The 18,696-nt window shown below is 70.8% G+C and carries 15 protein-coding genes; 8 read left to right on the top strand and 7 right to left on the bottom strand.

What is annotated here, in order from left to right; genetic code table 11:
• Window positions 1-23: 23 nt before the first annotated feature.
• Both H305_RS0117080 and H305_RS46270 read left to right on the top strand, forming a co-directional pair.
• Complete coding sequence (locus H305_RS0117080; RefSeq protein ID WP_028801437.1) at window positions 24-443, top strand: arsenate reductase ArsC; 420 nt, start codon at window positions 24-26, stop codon at window positions 441-443.
• A complete protein-coding gene (locus H305_RS46270) occupies window positions 440-691 on the top strand; it encodes a hypothetical protein (protein WP_063611341.1) in 252 nt (83 codons plus the stop codon). Before H305_RS0117080 ends, H305_RS46270 begins: the two co-directional genes overlap by 4 nt.
• Here the strand turns inward: H305_RS46270 and H305_RS0117070 are convergent.
• A complete protein-coding gene (locus tag H305_RS0117070) occupies window positions 643-3,375 on the bottom strand; it encodes a SpoIIE family protein phosphatase/ATP-binding protein (RefSeq protein WP_078629092.1) in 2,733 nt (910 codons plus the stop codon). The two genes, H305_RS46270 and H305_RS0117070, sit on opposite strands and share 49 nt — an antisense overlap.
• A 212-nt stretch (window positions 3,376-3,587) precedes the next feature.
• On the opposite strand from H305_RS0117070, the gene H305_RS0117065 reads away from it, so the two are divergent.
• Complete coding sequence (locus H305_RS0117065) at window positions 3,588-3,827, top strand: DUF6296 family protein (protein ID WP_028801435.1); 240 nt, start codon at window positions 3,588-3,590, stop codon at window positions 3,825-3,827.
• Here H305_RS0117065 and H305_RS46265 read toward each other — a convergent pair.
• Window positions 3,799-4,335 carry a GNAT family N-acetyltransferase gene (locus tag H305_RS46265; RefSeq protein ID WP_051370664.1) on the bottom strand — a complete coding sequence of 179 codons (537 nt, stop codon included), beginning with the start codon at window positions 4,333-4,335 and terminating at the stop codon, window positions 3,799-3,801. The two genes, H305_RS0117065 and H305_RS46265, sit on opposite strands and share 29 nt — an antisense overlap.
• Before the next feature lie 152 nt (window positions 4,336-4,487).
• On the opposite strand from H305_RS46265, the gene H305_RS46260 reads away from it, so the two are divergent.
• A complete protein-coding gene (locus tag H305_RS46260; RefSeq protein ID WP_107440041.1) occupies window positions 4,488-5,744 on the top strand; it encodes an SMP-30/gluconolactonase/LRE family protein in 1,257 nt (418 codons plus the stop codon).
• On the opposite strand, the gene H305_RS0117050 is transcribed toward H305_RS46260, so the two are convergent.
• Window positions 5,657-6,265, bottom strand: coding sequence for a hypothetical protein (locus H305_RS0117050; RefSeq protein WP_028801434.1), 609 nt, complete (start codon window positions 6,263-6,265; stop codon window positions 5,657-5,659). The genes H305_RS46260 and H305_RS0117050 overlap by 88 nt on opposite strands.
• A 274-nt stretch (window positions 6,266-6,539) precedes the next feature.
• On the opposite strand from H305_RS0117050, the gene H305_RS0117045 reads away from it, so the two are divergent.
• Window positions 6,540-8,936 (top strand): M4 family metallopeptidase, encoded by a 2,397-nt coding sequence (locus H305_RS0117045; protein WP_028801433.1) that lies wholly within the window; start codon window positions 6,540-6,542, stop codon window positions 8,934-8,936.
• A 129-nt stretch (window positions 8,937-9,065) separates the two neighbouring features.
• Here the strand turns inward: H305_RS0117045 and H305_RS0117040 are convergent, their stop codons facing one another.
• The gene (locus H305_RS0117040) at window positions 9,066-9,686 is read right to left on the bottom strand and encodes an L-threonylcarbamoyladenylate synthase (RefSeq protein ID WP_028801432.1); all 621 of its coding nucleotides are present in this window, start codon (window positions 9,684-9,686) and stop codon (window positions 9,066-9,068) included.
• Between the two features lie 135 nt (window positions 9,687-9,821).
• On the opposite strand from H305_RS0117040, the gene H305_RS0117035 reads away from it, so the two are divergent.
• On the top strand, window positions 9,822-10,895 hold the full coding sequence (locus H305_RS0117035; protein ID WP_028801431.1) for a dihydrodipicolinate reductase: 1,074 nt from the start codon (window positions 9,822-9,824) through the stop codon (window positions 10,893-10,895).
• 8 nt (window positions 10,896-10,903) lie between these two features.
• Complete coding sequence (locus tag H305_RS0117030) at window positions 10,904-11,383, top strand: carboxymuconolactone decarboxylase family protein (protein WP_028801430.1); 480 nt, start codon at window positions 10,904-10,906, stop codon at window positions 11,381-11,383.
• Window positions 11,384-11,416: 33 nt separating this feature from the next.
• Here H305_RS0117030 and H305_RS0117025 read toward each other — a convergent pair whose 3' ends face one another.
• A complete protein-coding gene (locus H305_RS0117025) occupies window positions 11,417-13,060 on the bottom strand; it encodes a GMC oxidoreductase (protein ID WP_028801429.1) in 1,644 nt (547 codons plus the stop codon).
• 250 nt (window positions 13,061-13,310) lie between these two features.
• Here H305_RS0117025 and kstD point away from each other — a divergent pair, with 250 nt between their 5' ends.
• Window positions 13,311-15,116 (top strand): 3-oxosteroid 1-dehydrogenase, encoded by a 1,806-nt coding sequence (gene kstD / locus H305_RS0117020; protein ID WP_051370660.1) that lies wholly within the window; start codon window positions 13,311-13,313, stop codon window positions 15,114-15,116.
• Between the two features lie 9 nt (window positions 15,117-15,125).
• Here kstD and H305_RS0117015 read toward each other — a convergent pair whose 3' ends face one another.
• Both H305_RS0117015 and H305_RS0117010 read right to left on the bottom strand, forming a co-directional pair.
• A complete protein-coding gene (locus tag H305_RS0117015) occupies window positions 15,126-16,241 on the bottom strand; it encodes a PP2C family protein-serine/threonine phosphatase (protein ID WP_028801427.1) in 1,116 nt (371 codons plus the stop codon).
• A gap of 228 nt (window positions 16,242-16,469) precedes the next feature.
• On the bottom strand, window positions 16,470-18,329 hold the full coding sequence (locus tag H305_RS0117010) for a M1 family aminopeptidase (protein WP_028801426.1): 1,860 nt from the start codon (window positions 18,327-18,329) through the stop codon (window positions 16,470-16,472).
• Window positions 18,330-18,696: the final 367 nt, after the last annotated feature.

Here is an 18,696-nt window from a genome sequence, read left to right as displayed (position 1 = left end):
GATCACTCGTGAAGGAAGAACCGATGTCCTCCAGCCCGCTCGCCTCCGTGCTGTTCGTCTGTGTCCACAACGCCGGGCGCTCGCAGATGGCCGCCGGATTCCTGAACCACCTCGCGGGCGGCCGGATCGAGGTCCGCTCCGCCGGCTCGATCCCGGGCGACCAGGTCAACCCCGCCGCCGTCGAGGCGATGAAGGAAGTCGGCGTCGACATCACCGATGCCAAGCCGAAGATCCTCACCACCGAGGCCGTCCAGGCGTCCGACTACGTCATCACCATGGGATGCGGCGATGCCTGCCCGATCTTCCCCGGCAAGAAGTACCTCGACTGGGCGCTCGAAGACCCGGCCGGTAAGGGCGTCGAGTCGGTGCGCCCGATCCGGGACGAGATCAAGATCCGCATCGAGGCGCTGATCGCTGAGATCGACGCGGAGCGGGAGGCGTGACATCGGTGACGGACACCGGCATACGCGAGGTCATCGTCATCGGATCCGGCCCCGCCGGATACGCCGCCGCCCTCTGCAGCGCGCGCCGAGCTCGAGCCGCTCGTCTTCGGGGCGCGATCTTCGGCGGTGGCTCGCTGACCACGCGGAGCGAGGTCGAGAACTTCCCACGACGGATGGCCGCGCACGCCTCGGCGCCGGGTCACGGCAGCGGCTGCTCGGCCCAGATCACCTTCCCGTCGGGGGTGTAGCGGGTGCCCCAGCGTTCGGCGAGCTGCGCGACCAGGAACAGGCCGCGCCCGCCCTCGTCCATGGAGGCCGCGTGGCGCAGATGGGGTGAGGTGCTGCTCCCGTCGGAGACCTCGCAGATCAGCGTGCGGTCGAGCAGCACACGGACCCGGATCGGGCCGTTGCCGTAGCGGATCGCGTTGGTGACCAGCTCGCTGATGACGAGCTCGGTGGTGAACGCCATCTCCTCCAGCCCCCACTCCGCCAGCCGGCGGGTCACCGAGGCGCGCACCTCGCCGACGGCCGCCGGGTCCGAGGGGACCTGCCAGTCGGCGACCCGGTCCTCGCCCAGGGCGTGGGTACGGGCGACGATCAGCGCGATGTCGTCGCTCGGCCGGGCGGGCAGCAGCGCGTGGAGCACGGCGCGGCAGGTCTCCTCGGGCGAGCGGTCCGCCCCGGCCAGGGCGGTGCGCAGCAGTCGCAGGCCTTCGTCGATGTCCCGTTCCCGGTCCTCGACGAGGCCGTCCGTGTACAGGACCAGCCGGCTGCCCTCCTCCAGTTCGAGCTCGGCCGTCTCGAACGGCAGGCCGCCGAGGCCGAGCGGCGGACCGGCCGGCACGTCGGGGAACTCCACACTGCCGTCCGGGCGCACCACCGCGGGCGGCGGGTGCCCGGCCCGCGCCACCGTGCACCGCCGGGTCGTCGGGTCGTAGATGGCGTACAGGCACGTGGCGCCGGTGACGGCGGACCTGCTCTCCTCGGACAGCTCGTCCTGGTCGATCCGGCCGACCAGCTCGTCGAGGAGGCCGAGGAGCTCGTCCGGCGGCAGATCCAGGGCGGAGAAGTTGTGGACCGCGGTCCGCAGGCGCCCCATCGTCGCCGCGGCCAGCAGCCCGTGGCCGACCACGTCCCCCACCACGACCGCGACCCGGGTGCCGGGCAGCGGCAGCACGTCGAACCAGTCCCCGCCCACCCCTGCCTGGGCCGGGAGGTAGCGGTAGGCGATGTCGAGCGCGTTCTGCTCGGGCAGGGTGCGGGGCAGCAGGCTGCGCTGGAGCGTCACCGCCATCGTGTGCTCGCGGGTGTAGCGGCGCGCGTTGTCGATGGAGACCGCCGCCCGCGCGACCAGCTCCTCGGCGAGGGCCAGGTCCTCCGAGTCGAAGGGCTCGGGCTTCTCCGAGCGCCAGAAGTTGACCACGCCCATCATCAGCGGGCCCACGCGCAGGGGCACGGCGATCAGCGAGTGGATTCCGTAGTCCACGACCCGCGTGGTGCGCTGGAGGTCCTGCGCGAGCCATCCGGGGGCGTCGCCGAGGGCGGGCTCGATGACCGCCCGCCCGGTGCGCAGGCTGTGGGCCTGGGGGGAGGAGGCCATGAAGCCGATGTGGTGACCCACGGGATACAGCGGTGCGTCCCCGCGGATCCCGCCCGACGCCGTGCGGCGCAGACCGTTGACGGGGTCCGGCTCCTGCCCGTTCAGGACGGCGTCGGAGAGGTCCACGGTCACGAAGTCGGCGAAGCGCGGGACGGCCACCTCGGCGAGCTCCTCGGCGGTCCGCCGCACGTCCAGGCTCGTGCCGATGCCCACTCCGGCGTCGTACAGCAGTTTCAGGCGCTCGCGTGCCACCTCCGCCCGTCCCGACAGCGCGCGCAGCTCCGTCGAGTCGCGCAGGGTCGCGACGCTGCCCGGCGGGCCGCCCTGGAGGTCCGTGGGCCGCTGGTTGACGGCGAGCAGCCGGTCGCCGACCAGGTGCACCTCGTCCGTGACGACCTGCCCCGAGGCCAGCAGGTCCGCGGTGTCCGTGTCGAGGCCCAGATCGAGCACGTGCCGGCCCTCGGCGTCGTCGGGCAGGTCGAGCAGCCGGTTGGCCTCGTCGTTGGCGAGCACGAGCCGTCCCTCGCCGCTGACGATGATCACTCCCTCCCGCACGGCGTGCAGCACCGCGTCGTGGTGCTCGTACATCCGGGTCATCTCGTACGGGCCCAGGCCGCGCGTCTGGCGCAGCAGCCGCCGGCTCACGAGCGCGGTGCCCGCGGTGGCCAGGGCGAGTGCGACGCCGGCCGAGGCCAGGACGAGCGGCAGCTGCCGCTCGGCCACGCCGCCCACGTTCGCCGTGGTGATGCCGGCCGACACCAGGCCCACGACCTTGCCCCCGGGGTCCTCGATCGGCACCGTCGCCTGCACCAGCGGACCGATGGTGCCGTTGACCTCCTCGACGACCGACCTGCCGGCCACCGCGGGCGCGATCGTGCCGACGAACTTCTTGCCGATCCGGTCGGGCTCGGGATGGGTGTAGCGGATGCCGTCGGTGTTCATCACGACGATGAAGTCCACGTTCGCCGCCTTGCGGGCCGCCTCCGCGCTCGGCTGGAGGACGGCGGTGGGGTCGGGAGAACTCAGGGCCGCCCGGGTGCCCGGGGCGTGGGCGAACGTCTCAGCCACCGCGAGGGAGCGGTTACGGGCCTCCTGGGTGCTGTCGTGACGCACCTGGAGCACCAGGGCCACCACGGCGGACACCACCAGGAGCAGCACGATCACGACCTGAAGGACGAACACCTGTCCGGCGACACTGCGCACACTGAGTGCCGACCGGGGCCCGGCGGACGCGCCGCGACGGTTCTTGCCCTCGTTCGACCCACGGTGAGAGAGCGGTGTGGTGGTGCGGCGGGTCGACTGAGCCCGGGTTCGACCCAATAGTCCGACCATGTGCTATGTCTACACTGCCCGGCGCCCGGAGGCGAGAGGCGTCACACAGCGTGAGAGGCCGCGGATGCCGGTCCGCGCAACGGGCCCGGCCCTCCGCCGCAGGGGCGGAACTGCCGATGCAGGCATGGCGGGGCTGCCTTCGCGAGCATCTGGCCGCATGATGGAGAAGGAACTTTTTGCCCGCATTTGTGGCTCGAGCGCGGGAGGTCGTCATGAAGAACCCGGACCGTTTCCGGCTGTCCTTCACCCATCCGGGATCGGGCGGTGCCGGCGTATTGACCGACGAGGTGGTCGTCGAGCGGACCGAGAGTCTCGGACCGGGTGGCCACCCGGTGTACACCGATCCCACCGGCATACTCCGTGCCGAGATCACCCCGGCGGGTGAGGTGCGCATGCTGGCGAGCGGCGCCTATCAGTCGCCGCTCAACCCGTCCGCCGAACCGATTCCCTGAACGTGCCGGACGCCGGGGAGTCGGCGTCCCGAAGCTTTCGCACGTAACGAATCCCGGGGCGACCGCTCAACTCGACGTCGCCGACGGACACGAACCCCGTACGGGCGAGGACGGTCCGTGAACCGGTGTTGTCGACGGTGGTCCTGGCCCGCAGCTCGCGCAGACCGTACTCCGCGACGGCCAGGGAGCAGACCGCGTGCACCGCGGCGGTCGCCAGGCCCCGTCCGGCCGCGCGCTCGGCGATGCGGTATCCGAGTTCGGCCGAACCGTCCGCCACGTCGACCAGGTTGACCCGCCCCAGGACCTCGCCGCCGTCTCCCACGATCAGGTGGAAGATGTCCAGGCCCGCCGCCTGATCGGCGAGCAGCTCGGCGTGGCGTGCGTCGAAGCGGGCGAAGTAGTCGTCGCCGCGGTCTGGGATCGACGCGGCGAAGTACTCCCTGTTCTCCCGCTCGAACTCCAGGAGAGCCGGGGCGTGTTCGGGGCGGAGGCGTTCGAGTTCGGGCATCCGGTCATGCTAGGCAGCGGCGGTTCCACTGGCGACCGGATTTGTGCCGGCCGGCGCCGTGCGGCGGGAACCTGTCGATTCCGCCGGTGCGCGTTCGTCCAGAGGGTGAGACGCCGGCGCCGTGCCGGTGCCGGACGAGGGCTGTGGTGAGGATGCGCGAGGTACGGACACTGCTCGACGGGCGAGGACTTCTCGAATCGCCGCGCTGGCACGGCGACCGGCTGTACTTCTCCGACTGGACGGCGGGGGAGGTGGTCTCCGTCGGCCTGGCCGGGCATGCCGAGGTGTTCGCCCGTGTGGCGTCGCTGCCGTTGTGCACCGCCTGGCATCCCGACGGCCGGATGGTGATCGTCTCCTCGCCGGACGGGCGGCTGCTGCGTCGCGAGGCCGACGGTTCGCTGACCACGTACGCGGAACTGGGCAGGTCCGGCTGGAACGACATCGTGATCGACGGGCGCGGCACCGCCTACGTGAACCGTGCGGACTTCGCCCCGATGGCGGGGGAGGACTTCAGGCCGGGCTGGGTCTCGGCTGTCACCCCGGACGGCTCGGTGCGCAGGGTCGCCGACGACATCGCCTTCCCCAACGGGATGGCGGTGATGCCCGACGACGCCACGCTCGTCGTCGCGGACTCGTACCGGCACTGCCTGCTGGCCTTCGACATCGCCCCGGACGGCGGGTTGTCCGGCCGGCGCGTCTGGGCCGACCTCGGCGACGGCACTCCGGACGGCGTCTGCGTCGACGCGCAGCGGGCGGTCTGGTACGCCGACGTGCCGAACCGCTGCTGCGTGCGCGTCGCGGAGGGCGGCAAGGTGCTGGACCGCGTCGACCTCGATCGCGGCGGTTTCGCCTGCGCGCTGGGCGGACCGGAAGGTACGACCCTGTTCGTCGTGGCCGCGGAATGGCGGGGGATGACGGCATCCGAGATGGTCACGCCCGGAAGCGGCCAGGTGCTGGCCGTCGAGGTCGAGGTGCCGGGGGCGGGCCGGCCGTTATCCTGGCGGGGTACGGCGGGGGAGCCGCGCGCTTCCAGGCGGCTTCCCGCGCCCGGGGGCGTCCGTGCCGGCGGACGCCGCGCCAGGGGGTGCGCCGGGCAGCGAGGGGCCGCGCGCCGCGCGCTGTCGCCGTCCGGGGGCCTGCGCGCCGAAGCTCTGTCTGTCGTGGTAAGTCACCCTCGACAGGGCCGGGCGCCGATGCGCCGTCCGCTGTGGGGGGTCGTCCTCGGTGAGGCTGCGCGTCGAAGCTCTGTCCGCTGTGGGGGAATCGCCCCGTGGCGCCGCGCGCCGATGCGCCGTCCGCCTTACGGAGTCGCCCCCGCGGGTCAGCCACCCTCCCCGGCAGGGGGACGGACGTCCACGACGACCGCGGTCCCGGCCGCGGCCCGGGTCTCGTACATCGTGATCTCCTGACCCGGCTCGACGTGCCGCCAGCCTGACGGCACCAGCGGCACGAGCCGGACCCGGCCCTGTCCGCCCGGCTCCAGGAGGGCGGTGCGCTCCACCCACATCCCGGCGATGCGAACCGCCGGCTCGCCGTCGGCGGTCCGCTCCCCGAGGTCCCACATCGGGCGGAGTACGCCCGCGCCGGGGACGGGCGTGGTGCGTGGCCCCTCCGCGGCCGGACGCAGCGTCAGATCGGCCAGCACCACGCCGTTGCGGAGCTCGGAGCACCGCCAGTGGCACCATGCGGCGCTCCGCTCCAGCCGCAGCCCCTCCGCGGCAGCGGCGAGCGATTCCCAGAACGGCACAGGAAGAGGACCGGTGTCCGTCAGCTCCTCCAGCAGACCGACGGCGAGCTCCCAATCGTCGGCCGCGAGGTACTCCCATACGTCGCTCACCGTGACGTCGTTCCCGGACGCCCGGTCCTCGGGCACCAACAATGCGGCGGATTCGAGCAGTTCGAGGACGTCCATGTGCCGATTGTCGGCCATCGCGCGGGCGTCCTGCCCCGCCGGCCGACGGCGGAACGAGGGTCCCTGAGGGCGGGGCGTAGGGATAACCCTCGATCGTCCCTCGATCGACCGCGAGGTCATGTCATGCATCGGTCAACGGTGCAATCCTTCCCCCACCTGTCGTGCAGGCCTCACCCGGTCTGCCCACGGTCGCGTTCCCGCACGCCCCAGCTCAGCTCGTCCGGACAGCACAACCCCGTCTGCCCGGTCTGTCAGCGGCCGCCCCTACGCGGCCGAAGCAGTAGGAGTACGAGTGAGACGTATCCCCCGTCAGGCGACCGCGGCCGGAGCCCTGGTGGCCACCGCCGCTTTCCTGGCCGTCGGCATACAGACGGTCCCGGCAGCCGCCAAGCCCGCCCCCCACGCCAGCCCCCTGCGCACCGGGGGACTGGAGGCCGCACTCACCCCGGCCCAGCACACCGCGTTGCTGAAGAACGCAACGCAGCGGAGCGCGGCGACCGCCGACTCCCTCGGCCTCGGCGCCAAGGAGAAACTGGTCGTCAAGGACGTCGTCAAGGACAAGGACGGCACCCTCCACACCCGCTACGAACGCACCTACGCCGGCCTGCCGGTGCTGGGCGGCGACCTCGTCGTCCACACCCCGCCCGCCTCCCTGGCCTCCGGCACGGTGAGCACCACCTTCAACAACAAGCGCGCCATCAAGGTCGCCTCCACCACGGCGAAGGTCACCAAGTCGGCCGCCACGGGCAAGGCGCTGAAGGCCGCCCAGGCCCTCGACGCGCACAAGCCCGCCGCCGACAGCGCCCGCAAGGTGATCTGGGCCGGCACCGGCACCCCGCGGCTCGCCTGGGAGACCGTCGTCAGCGGCTTCCAGGACGACGGCACACCGAGCCGACTGCACGTCGTCACCGACGCCACGACCGGCAAGGAGCTCCACCGCTACGAGGGCGTCCAGACCGGCACCGGCAACACGCAGTACAGCGGCACGGTGACCCTGAACACCACGCTGTCCGGGTCCACGTACCAGCTGACCGACGGCACGCGCGGCGGGCACAAGACGTACAACCTCAAGCACGGCACCTCGGGCACCGGAACGCTGTTCACGGACGCCGACGACGTGTGGGGCACCGGCACCGCGTCCAGCTCCAGCACGGACCAGACGGCCGCCGCGGACGCCGCCTACGGAGCCCAGGAGACCTGGGACTTCTACAAGAACACCTTCGGCCGCAGCGGCATCAAGAACGACGGGGTCGCGGCCTACTCGCGTGTCCACTACAGCACGGCGTACGTGAACGCCTTCTGGGACGACGACTGCTTCTGCATGACCTACGGCGACGGATCGGGCGGCACCCACGCCCTCACCTCGCTGGACGTGGCCGGCCACGAGATGAGCCACGGTGTCACCTCCAACACCGCGGGCCTGGAGTACTCCGGCGAGTCCGGCGGCCTGAACGAGGCGACCTCCGACATCTTCGGCACCGGCGTGGAGTTCTACGCCAACAACAGCAGCGACGTCGGTGACTACCTCATCGGCGAGAAGATCGACATCAACGGCGACGGCACCCCGCTGCGCTACATGGACAAGCCCAGCAAGGACGGCGGCTCCGCCGACAGCTGGTACTCCGGTGTCGGCAACCTCGACGTGCACTACTCCTCGGGCCCGGCGAACCACATGTTCTACCTGCTCTCCGAGGGCAGTGGCACCAAGGTCATCAACGGCGTCACCTACAATTCGCCGACGTCCGACGGTGTCGCCGTCACGGGCATCGGCCGGGCCGCGGCGCTGCAGATCTGGTACAAGGCGCTGACGACGTACATGACGTCCAGCACCGACTACGCCGGCGCCCGCACCGCGGCGCTCAACGCCGCCGCCGCGCTCTACGGCACCAACTCCACCCAGTACGCCGGTGTGGGCAACGCCTTCGCGGGCATCAACGTCGGCAGCCACATCACACCGCCGTCCTCGGGCGTGACGGTCACCAACCCGGGCAGCCAGTCCTCCACCGTCGCAACCGCGGTGAGCCTGCAGATCTCGGCCAGCAGCACCAACAGCGGCGCACTGTCGTACGCCGCGTCCGGTCTGCCCACGGGGCTCTCCATCAACAGCTCCACCGGCGTGATCTCCGGCACCCCGACCACGGCGGGCACGTACAGTACGACCGTCACGGTGACCGACAGCACGGGCGCCACCGGCACCGCGTCCTTCACCTGGACCGTCAGCTCCTCCGGCGGCACATGCACCTCGACGCAGCTGCTCGGCAACCCCGGCTTCGAGTCCGGCAACATCACCTGGACCGCGACCAGCGGCGTCATCACCAACTCCAGCAGCCAGGCGGCGCACGGCGGTTCCTACAAGGCCTGGCTGGACGGCTACGGCACCACCAACACCGACACGCTGTCCCAGTCGGTGACCATTCCGAGCGGCTGCAAGGCGACGCTCACCTTCTACCTGCACATCGACTCCGCGGAGACCACGACCAGCACCCAGTACGACAAGCTGACGGTCACTGCCGGGTCGAAGACGCTGGCGACCTACTCCAACCTCAACAAGGCCTCGGGGTACACCCTGAAGACCTTCGACCTGTCCTCGCTCGCCGGCTCCACCGTCACGCTGAAGTTCAGCGGCGTCGAGGACTCCTCCCTGCAGACCAGCTTCGTCGTCGACGACACCGCCCTGACGACCAGCTGACCGGCACCGCCTGAACCACCGCGCGTCCGCCGCGGCGTGGGTCCTCCATGAGGACGGCCCACGCCGCGGCCTCGTCATGCAGGCCGGGGGAGTGGAGGCAGGGAAGGCGTCACTCGCGTGCTCCGGGGCTCACTCGAAGCGGGAGGCGTCCCCCGCACCCAGGCGGACGATCTCCGGCTCCCCGCCGGAGAAGTCGATGACGGTCGTCGGTTCGGTGCCGCAGTCCCCGGAATCGATGACCGCGTCCACCACGTGGTCGAGCTCCTCCTTGATCTCCCAGCCCTGGGTGAGGGGCTTCTCCTCGTCCGGCAGGAGCAGGGTGCTCGACAGCAGCGGCTCGCCGAGCTCGGCGAGAATCGCCTGGGCGACGACATGGTCGGGAATCCTGACCCCGACCGTCCGCTTCCTCGGGTGCAGCATCCGGCGCGGCGCCTCCTTCGTCGCCGGGAGGATGAACGTGTAACTGCCCGGCGTCGCCGCCTTGATGGTGCGGAACGTGGTGTTGTCGAGGCGTACGAAGTGGCCCAGTTGCGCGAAGTCCTGGCACATCAGGGTGAAGTGGTGACGCTCGTCGAGCCGGCGGATCGAGCGGATGCGGTCGATCCCCTCCCGGTTGCCCAGCTGGCACCCGAGCGCGAAGCAGGAGTCCGTCGGGTAGACGATGAGCCCTCCGGAACGGACGATCTCGGCCACCTGGCCGATGATGCGCCGTTGCGGGTTCTCCGGGTGCACGTCGAAGTACTTGGCCATACACCGAGCTTAGATCCGCCGCCGACCCGCCAGGACGACCGGCGCACGGCCCGGACGCGCCGGCGGCGCACGGCCCGGGACATTTCACCGCTCACGGCTCTATGAACCTCGAGGTCCTCTGGCTACCCTCCGCGCATGATTTCCACGGTGGTGTGGGGTACCGGAAATGTCGGCCGCGCGGCCATCCGCGCCGTCGAGGCGCACCCGGCTCTGAAACTCGCCGCGGTGCTCGTCCACAACCCCGGCAAGGTCGGCCGCGACGCGGGCGGACTCGCCGGGCTCGACCACGGTCTGGGGGTCGCGGCGACCGATGACGTCGACGCCGTCCTGGCCGGCTCACCGGGGGCCGTGGTGTACGCGGCGACCGGCGACATCCGTCCCGACGAAGCCCTCGCCGACATCGGCAGGGCGATCCGCGCCGGTGCCGTGGTCGTCACCCCGGCTCTCTATCCGCTCTACGACCAGCGCAACGCCCCGCCGGAGTTCAGGGACCCGATGCTCGCCGCCGTCGCCGAGGGCGGCGGCTCCCTCTTCGTCTCCGGCGTCGATCCCGGGTGGGGCAACGACGTCCTGCCCCTGCTGATCAGCGGACTCGGCACCACGGTGGACGCCGTCCGCTGCCAGGAGATCTTCGACTACTCGACGTACGACCAGGAGTATTCGGTCCGTCAGCTCATCGGCATGGGGCACCCGATGGACTACGAGCCGCTGATGCTCGCGCCGTCCGTTCCCACCATGGTGTGGGGCGGGCAGATCCGGCTGATGGCCCGGGCGCTCGGCGTCGAACTCGACGAGATCCGGGAGACCACGGACCGGCGTGCGCTCACCGACACCGTGCGCACCCGGACGATGGGCGAGTTCGAGGCGGGCACCCAGGGTGCGGTGCGGTTCGAGGTGCGGGGCATCGTCGGGGGCGAACCGAGGATCGTGATCGAGCATGTGACCCGCATCCATCCGTCCTGCGCACCGGACTGGCCGATGCCGCCCGACGGCGACGGCGCCCATCGCGTGATCATCGAGGGCCGGCCGCGCATCCAGGTGACCGTCGAGGCCACCGACGAGGGCGAGAACCGCTCGGCCGGCGGCAATGCCACCGCCGTCGGACGGCTGGTGGGAGCCATCGACTGGCTGGTGGACGCGGAACCCGGACTCTACGACGCGCTCGACGTCCCGCTGCGTCCCGCAGTCGGCCGACTCGGAAGGAAGTGACCACGACCATGCACATCGACATTCCCGAGGGCCAGGAACCGATCGGCTACGTGTGGGCCGAGATGGTCCCCGGCATCGGTATGGCCGCCGCGAACTTCTCGCTGTCGGTGTACGAGCACACGACCCTGGGGCTGCGCGAGTTCGAGGCGGCGCGGCTGCGCATCGCGCAGATCAACGGGTGTCTGTTCTGTCTCGACTGGCGCACCGAGCGGGACGGGCAGAAGGTCGAGGAGGAGTTCGCCGACGCGGTGACCCAGTGGCGTACCACCGACGCCTTCGACGACCGCACCCGGCTGGCCGCGGAGTACGCCGAGCGGTACGCACTGGATCACCACGGTCTGGACGACGAGTTCTGGACTCGGATGACCGCGCATTACAGCCAGCACGAGATCGTGGAGCTGAGCATGAGCATCGGCTCCTGGCTGGCGTTCGGCCGGCTCAACCATGTGCTGGGCCTGGACGCCGTGTGCGTGCTGCCCACCCACTGACGGGTCCGGGCCGCTCGGTCGGCCCGGTCACCGCTACAGGTCGGTGGCGATGATCTTCTCGATGTTGCGTTCGGCGAGCGCCGTGATGGTGACGAAGGGGTTGACGCTGGTGTTGCCCGGGATGAGCGCGCCGTCGACGACGTACAGGCCCGGATGGCCGTGCAGACGGCCGTGGTTGTCGGTGGCCTTGTTCAGGACCGCGCCGCCCAGCGGGTGGTACGTGAGGTGGTCGCCCCAGATCTTGTACGTGCCGAAGAGATCGGTGCGGTAGATCGTCCCCTCCTTCGCGTTGATCTTGTCGAAGATCGACTTGGCCATGTCGATGGACGGCTGCTTCCAGGCGGTCTGCCAGTTCAGGCCGACGGTGCCCGTGCCGGCGTTCCAGGAGAACTCCGCGCGGTTCGGGTTCTTGGTGATGGACAGGTAGAACGACGCGAAGGTCTCGATGCCGGTGGGCAGCGGTGCGACCTCGGCGAACGCGCCCCCTGCGGTCCAGTTGTCGATGCCGCCGCACGGAATGCTGGCCTGGAGTGCGCCGGTCGGGTCCCAGAGGTGGTTGGCGCGACCGCACATGACGTTGCCGTTGTCGCCCCAGCCCTTGCCGATCTGGTCGTTCAGACCGGGCAGTGCGCCGGTGGCCTTCAGCTTGACCAGCAGCTTGCTCGTGCCGACGCTGCCGGCGGCGAAGAACACCCGGTCCGCGGTCACGGTCTTGGTGGCCGTGGTGCCCCCGGTGGTGTCGATCTGGTCGATCAGGACCGTGTAGCCGCCGCCGGACGCCGGGGAGACCGAGGTGACCTTGTGCAGCGGTGAGACCGTGACCCGCCCGGTGGCCGCGGCCTGGGCGAGGTAGGTCTTCTGCAGCGACTTCTTGCCGTAGTTGTTGCCGTACAGGATCTCGCCGGCCAGGGCCGACTTGGGGACGGTTCCGGCAGCCTCCTGTTCCATGTAGTCCCAGTCGTACACGTCGGGCACGAAGACGAACGGGAAGCCGGAGCGCTGCGCCTGCTTACGGCCGACCCGCGCGTACTGGTAGCAGTCCGCGCTGTCGAACCACGTCGGGTCGACGGTGCCCACGCCGAGACCGGCGTTGGCGCGCGGGTAGTACGTCGCGTACATCTCGTCGGCGTTCACCGAGGGGAGCACGGCGCCGAAGTTCTCCCGCTTGGGGGTGACGGCCATACCGCCGTTGACGAGCGAGCCGCCGCCGACACCGCGGCCCTGGTAGACGATGATGCCGCCCATCTCCTCGGCGTCCAGGATCCCGGTGTAGCGGGGCACGTTCTTGTCGATCGGGAAGCCGAGGAAGTTGCTGATGGGCTGCTTCGTCCTGGTCCGCAGCCAGAAGGACCGGTAGTCCGGGCTGGTCGTGTTGGCGAAGATCTTGCCGTCCGGGCCCGGGGTGTCCCAGGCCATGCCCATCTCGACCATCTGTACGTCGACACCGGCCTGGGCGAGGCGCAGTGCCGTGACGGATCCGCCGTATCCGGTGCCGATCACCAGGACGGGGACGTGGGCTCCCGAGGGGATCGGACCGGCGGCGGTGAGCGACCTCTGCGGCGCCGCCGCGGCGTGTCCCGCGAGTGTAATCGCTCCAAGAATAGAACCAGTTCCAGCAATGAATCTTCGCCGCGAAACACCTCTGGATTCGTTGTTGTACTGGACAGTGTCACCCATGTGACGCTCCTCACTCTCGATGAGTGGGAACACGTTCTACTGTCACTTGCTTGTCAAGTCACTACATACCGATTGGTAACTTGTGTCCGATCTTGAGGCGTTAAGGGCCGGTGACCGCGCCTCTTGACTTCACAAGACCCTCGCGCGACATTTCTGACTCCGCATCAGAAAACGTGACGGCAGGCGCCCCGCCGCCTCCCGGAGCACCCGCACGCCCCCACGTTCCCTCGCCTTGCTGGAGTGCCCTGCCATGTCCCCGAGCGCGGAACCCGTCAGACGTGCCACCGCACCCTCCCCGGCACCCGGGCCCTCGCGACGCCATGTGCTCGGCGCCGCGACGGGTGCCGGGCTCGCGCTCGCGGCGAGCCTGCCGGGCACCGCCGCGGCGGCCGACCTCCCCCTGCTCGGCACCTTCGACGTCGTGGTGATCGGCTCCGGGGCGGCGGGCATGACCGCCGCGCTGACAGCCGCCCGGCAGGGGCTCAGCTGCGTGGTCGTGGAGAAGGCCCCCACCTTCGGCGGCTCGGCGGCACGGTCCGGAGCGGGCATCTGGATCCCGAACAACCCGGTCGTCCTCGCCGCCGGAGTCCCCGACACCCCCGAGAAGGCCGCCGCCTACCTGGCGGCCGTGGTGGGTCACGAGGTGTCCGCCGAGCGCCGGCAGGCCTTCCTGGACCACGGACCCGCCATGATCTCCTTCGTCATGGCGAACAGTCCGCTCCGCTTCCGCTGGATGGACGGGTACAGCGACTACTACCCGGAGCTCCCCGGCGGACTGCCCCGCGGCCGGTCGATGGAGCCGGACCAGCTCGACGGCACCGTCCTGGGCGCCGAACTCGCGCACCTGAACCCGCCGTACATGCCGGTCCCGGCCGGCATGGTCGTCTTCAGCGCGGACTACAAGTGGCTCACCCTCGCCGCCGTGAGCGCGAAGGGCGCGGCGGTGGCCGCCGAATGCCTGGCCCGCGGCACCAAGGCGGCCCTCCTCGGCCAGAAACCCCTGACGATGGGCCAGTCGCTGGCGGCGGGCCTGCGCGCCGGTCTGCTCTCCGCGCAGGTCCCGGTATGGCTGAACAGCCCGCTCACCGACCTGTACACGGAGGGCGGCGCCGTCACCGGCGCGGTGGTCACCCGGAACGGCACTCCAGGTCTGGTCCGCGCCGGGCGCGGGGTGATCGTCGGTTCCGGCGGCTTCGAGCACAACGCGGCCATGCGTGCCCGGTACCAGCAACAGCCCATCGGTACCGAGTGGACGGTCGGCGCCAAGGAGAACACCGGCGACGGCATCCGGGCGGGGGAGCGGGCGGGCGCGGCGCTCGACCTGATGGACGACGCCTGGTGGGGGCCGACGATCCCGCTGCCCGGCCAGCCCTACTTCTGCCTCGCCGAGCGCACCCTCCCCGGCGGCCTGCTGGTCGACGCGGCCGGTGCCCGCTTCGTGAACGAGGCCGCCCCCTACAGCGACGTCGTGCACACCATGTACGAACGGAACGCGACCGCGCCCGACATCCCGGCCTGGCTGATCGTCGACCAGAACTACCGCAACCGGTACCTGTTCAAGGACGTCGCGCCGGCCTTCGCGTTCCCCGACGCCTGGTACACCTCGGGCGCCGCGTACAAGGCCTGGACGCTCGACGCCCTCGCCGCGGCCATACACGTGCCCGCGGCGGCCCTGCGCGCCACGGTCAGCCGCTTCAACGGCCTCGCCCTGAGCGGGCGGGACCCCGATTTCCACCGCGGCGACAGCGTCTACGACCACTACTACACGGACCCGGCGATCCTCCCCGACTCCTGTCTGGCTCCCCTCTGGCTCGCCCCCTTCCACGCCTTCCGGATCGTCCCGGGCGACCTGGGCACCAAGGGCGGACTGCGCACGGACGCCCGGGCGCGCGTGCTGCGCCCGGACGGCTCGGTGATCCGCGGCCTCTACGCGGCGGGGAACGCCAGTGCGGCGGTCATGGGGCACAGCTACGCGGGCGCGGGCTCGACGATCGGTCCCGCGATGACGTTCGGCTACATCGCGGCCCTGGACATCGCGGCGACCGCCGCGTCCTGACCCCGGGTACTAGTCGGTACGGTTCTGCTCCTCCTCGCCCGGTGTCAGAAGCAGCATGGTGACGTCGTCGCGGATCGAGGGACAGAACCGGGTGAGGTCCTCCCAGACGCTGTCGACCAGTGAGACCGGCGACTGTTCGGCGAGCGCGGTCAGCCGCTCGGCCAGGGGGTAGAAGGCCCCGTTGCTGTCCCGGCTCTCGGACACGCCGTCGGACGCGAGGAACAGCCGGTCACCCGGCTCCAGACGGACGGTGCGGGTCATCGGCGGAGCGATGTCGAACAGCCCCGCCCCGAGCGGCGCCCCCGTTTCGAGTTCGAGCTCGAACGCCTTCGTGCCGCGCAGCAGCAGGGGGTACGGATGCCCGCAGGACACCAGCCGGACCGTGTCGGTCCCCGGCGGGAAGTCCAGGAGCAGAGCGGTGGCGAACATCTCGGCGGGGTGTTCGCCCGCCGAGTCCACCACCAGTCTGCGTTCGAGGCGCGCGGCGGTGGCCTTGAGGTCCCGCTGGTCGAGCACGGTCTCCCGGAACGCCCCGAGAAGCGAGGCGACGGTGCCCACGGCCGACAGCCCGTGCCCCTGCACGTCGCCCATCAGGGCCCGCACACCGAAGGGCCCCTCCCGCACGTCGAAGAAGTCGCCGCCGACCAGCGTCTCGCTCTGCGCCGCTCGGTACAGACCGGAGCAGCGCACAGTGCCGACCCGCTCGGCGAGCGGCGGCAGGACGGCGAGCTGGGCGGCTTCCGCGACGCTGCGCACCGTGACCAGTTGCGCGTCCCGGCGGCTGCGCACCAGGGACACGAACACGCTGAGCACGGCGATGAAGGTGATGGTCAGCAGGTCGGTGTTGCCCGCTCGGTTCAGCCCCAGGGCGGGGACGTTCAGCAGCAGTACGACGGCGACTCCGAACAGAGCCGTGGCCAGGGGGCCGTAGGAGAGCACGGCCATGGTCGGGATGACGCCGAGCAGAAAGCCGATGTCGAGCGGATGGGCGATCCCGAGCTCGATCGCGCAGGTCGCCACCAGCAGGCCCGGCGGCAGCGCCCGCACCCAGCGCGGAGGAGGCGAGCCGCGCAGCCAGCCCCGCTTCCCGCCGTCCCGCCGCCCCGACCCGGCCCTCCCGGCCATAGCGCTCCTCCTCATCCACCACGCTCCACCATTCGGCCGGGGCGCGCATTCCGGTCGGCTCGCAGACGGGTGAACGGGGCCGTGGACGCAGGGCCTGCCCGGGTGATCGCGCGGAGGCGCGTCGTGAGCAGGAACGGCACAGATCCGTGACGGCACGCGGCAGGCCGCGCGGCGTGGGCTCGCCGCGGCCGGCGCCTGGGGCGCTCACCGCGGCGAGCCGGTGCGGTGTCAGCCGTCGATGCGGTGCGTGCTCCAGAAGGAGGTCAGGTCCGTGCCGGCGGCCGCCTGGGCGGCCGCCTTGAACTCGGCCGTGGTCGATACGCCGTACCAGTGCGCGGTGGCGTAGTCCTTCAGCAGCTTGGTCATGGCCGTGTCGCCGATGAGGCGCCGCAGATCGTGCAGGGCGCACTTCCCGTACCCGTAGACGACGGTGGAGTAGCGGGACGAGTGGGCGTCCCAGTACGCCATCGAGTTGGTGATCTTCTCCGTCGAGGAGGCCCAGGAGACGCTGTTCCAGCAGTTCGTGCCGGTCTTGTTCAGGGCCAGATCGGTGGCGTAGTCGGTGAACGCCTCGTCGAGCCAGGGACTGGTGTACTCGTCGTCGCCGACGATCCCGTACCACCACTGGTGGCCGATCTCATGGGTCAGCGCCGTGGTGCTGACCAGGTCGAGGACGAAGCCCGGGTACTCCATGCCGCCGAACCAGTAGTTGTTGTCGATCACCGCGTCCAGCTCGCCGTAGGGGTAGGCGCCGAATCGCGAGGCGTGGGCGTCCACCGCGGACTTGGCCGTGGTGAGCATCGACTGCGCGTCGGTGGAGCTGATGGCCGAGACGGAGTAGACGTTGACGCGGGTGCCGGCGGTGGAGGTGCCGGAGATCTTGCTGAAGGGGCCCGCGGCCCAGGCGAAGTCACGCACCTTGGAGGCGGTGGCCGTGGTGACCGTGCGTCCGCTGGAGCCGGGGGTGTCGACCGAGGTGCCGGTCGCCGGGACCAGCAGCGTGCTCGGGTGGTCGAGGGTCACCTTGAAGTCGGCGGCCAGGGAGTAGAACGACTCGCCGTTGTTCGTGTACGGGTCCAGATGCCAGCCGGCCCCGTCCTTGACGGCGAGGACGGGCAGGGCGTTGCCGATGAAGCTGAACGCGCCGTCGTGGCCGAACCGGTCGGCACCACTGGGGACGGTAATGCCCAGGTCGAAGCCGATCGTGGCGCTCTGGCCCTGCGCCAGCGGGGCGGGCAGGTCCATCTCCAGGGCGGTGCAGCCGACCGACAGGGCCCCCATGGTGGCGCCCGTGACGTTGCTGACCTTGATCGGCATGGCCGAGCAGGTGCCGTGATAGTTGTCCCACAGCCTCAGATAGACCTCGCTCAGCGGGGTGGAGGAGGCGTTGGTGAAGGTGGCGCTCTCGTGGCCCGACCAGACCGTGCCGCTCGTGTCGCTGCTCAGGCTGACGGTGTACGAGGGGGCGGCCGGCGTGCGGGTGGAGTCGGCCGGCGGGGTCGTTCCGCCCGAGGTGTCGAGCGCGACGTCGTCGACGACGAAGCTGGACTGGAGGCTGGAGTCCTCGGTGCCGGTGAAGACGAGGGTCACGGTCTGGCCGGCGAACGCCGACACGTCGAACGACTTCTGCGCGTAACCGGTGTTCCTGTCGAGGTTCGAATAGGTCGCCAGCGTGGTGCTGCCGATCTTCGCCGTCAGCTTGTCGTACGCGATGGACGACGTCGTCTCGGCGGTGTCGATGTGCAGCCAGAAGGTGAGGGTGGCGCTGCTGCAGCCGGACGGGACGGTGACGCTCTGCGAGAGCGTGTCGGTGTGGGTGCTGCCCACGCCGCCGAGCCACGCGAAGCTGGTGCCGCTGTGGGCGGTCTGGCCGGCGCGGTTGGTGATCAGCCTGGTCGACGACTGGCTCCAGGGTGAAGTGCCGTTCTCGAAGCCGCCGTTGGCGACCACCTGCGTCGGGGTGCAGTCGGCGGCCACGGGGGCTGCGGGTGGCGCGGCGACCGCCGGTGTGCCGGGGAGCGACAGGGCGGCCAGTGCCGTGACGGCGAGTGCGCTTGCGGCGATGGCCTTGCGGGGGGTTGGTCTCACGCGAAACTCCTTTGAGGCGGCCGGGATCGCGGCCTGCTCGGTGCCGCCCGGACGGCGTGGGTGTGCCGCGGGCGGTCAGGGGCTTGTGCCTGACGGTTGCGTGATTGCTGGGGAGCTCTTCCGCGTCGCCCCACAGTCGGGGCGACGACTGCCGGAAGCGTCGCAGATTTGACCGGAGCATGCCATCAGGTGCGGGTAAAAGCCGCGTACTTCTGACTTCTCCCGGTCCGACCCAAGCGAGTTGCCACATCGCTCGGGCCTCTTCGGGCTCGGGCCGAGAGCGCTGCCGCGTCGCCGGGCCGACCGGCGGTGCCGGCCGTTGGCGTTGGCGTGCAGCGGAGCCGCCTTTGGACCCCGGCCGCGAGTC

Origin of the sequence: Streptomyces sp. 142MFCol3.1 (assembly GCF_000424945.1) — a bacterium.
GTDB classification, from domain to species: Bacteria; Actinomycetota; Actinomycetes; order Streptomycetales; family Streptomycetaceae; genus Streptomyces; species Streptomyces siamensis.
This window is presented reverse-complemented; position numbering and strand designations above follow the sequence as displayed.

Excerpts from the sequence above, each read along its gene's own strand:
- H305_RS46260 (WP_107440041.1), top strand. The coding sequence starts at position 4,488 with ATGCGCGAGGTACGGACACTGCTCGACGGGCGAGGACTTCTCGAATCG.
- kstD (WP_051370660.1), top strand. The coding sequence starts at position 13,311 with ATGTCCCCGAGCGCGGAACCCGTCAGACGTGCCACCGCACCCTCCCCG.
- H305_RS0117070 (WP_078629092.1), bottom strand. The coding sequence starts at position 3,375 with ATGGTCGGACTATTGGGTCGAACCCGGGCTCAGTCGACCCGCCGCACC.
- H305_RS0117080 (WP_028801437.1), top strand. The coding sequence starts at position 24 with ATGTCCTCCAGCCCGCTCGCCTCCGTGCTGTTCGTCTGTGTCCACAAC.
- H305_RS0117030 (WP_028801430.1), top strand. The coding sequence starts at position 10,904 with ATGCACATCGACATTCCCGAGGGCCAGGAACCGATCGGCTACGTGTGG.
- H305_RS0117015 (WP_028801427.1), bottom strand. The coding sequence starts at position 16,241 with ATGGCCGGGAGGGCCGGGTCGGGGCGGCGGGACGGCGGGAAGCGGGGC.
- H305_RS46265 (WP_051370664.1), bottom strand. The coding sequence starts at position 4,335 with ATGCCCGAACTCGAACGCCTCCGCCCCGAACACGCCCCGGCTCTCCTG.
- H305_RS0117050 (WP_028801434.1), bottom strand. The coding sequence starts at position 6,265 with ATGGCCGACAATCGGCACATGGACGTCCTCGAACTGCTCGAATCCGCC.
- H305_RS0117040 (WP_028801432.1), bottom strand. The coding sequence starts at position 9,686 with ATGGCCAAGTACTTCGACGTGCACCCGGAGAACCCGCAACGGCGCATC.
- H305_RS0117025 (WP_028801429.1), bottom strand. The coding sequence starts at position 13,060 with ATGGGTGACACTGTCCAGTACAACAACGAATCCAGAGGTGTTTCGCGG.
- H305_RS0117065 (WP_028801435.1), top strand. The coding sequence starts at position 3,588 with ATGAAGAACCCGGACCGTTTCCGGCTGTCCTTCACCCATCCGGGATCG.
- H305_RS0117035 (WP_028801431.1), top strand. The coding sequence starts at position 9,822 with ATGATTTCCACGGTGGTGTGGGGTACCGGAAATGTCGGCCGCGCGGCC.